This is a genomic window from Salmonella sp. SAL4457, from assembly GCF_046548235.1.
Lineage (GTDB): Bacteria > Pseudomonadota > Gammaproteobacteria > Enterobacterales > Enterobacteriaceae > Salmonella > Salmonella enterica.
On sequence record NZ_JBGDZO010000881.1, the window covers coordinates 1 to 254 of the forward strand.

The 254-nt window shown below is 63.0% G+C and carries 1 protein-coding gene; it reads left to right on the top strand.

Translation table 11 applies throughout. The features are described 5' to 3' along the window. Positions 1-39: 39 nt before the first annotated feature. A partial coding sequence (locus ACLJNW_RS26725) for a hypothetical protein (RefSeq protein WP_114231458.1) occupies positions 40-254 on the top strand: 215 nt, incomplete at its 3' end.

Consider the following 254-nt stretch of genomic DNA (forward strand, 5'->3'; position numbering starts at 1 on the left):
GGCCTAGCGGCCTCCCTGGCTGTTTGAGGACTGATCGCTATGTCAGGCGTTGTCGCTGTGCAGGTGTGTACCGCGTGGACCTCGACCCCCGAGGGCTTCATGGCGTGTCGCGAACTCGCATGGCAACAGGCCTACCTGATTCCGCCAGAGGCCGCTGGATACGTGGACATCCTGGTCAACGGTGGTTTCTCCCCGGAAGCCTTCGGCATCGGTGCCGCTGGCGTCCTGGGATCGTTCGTGACGGGGCTTTTGAT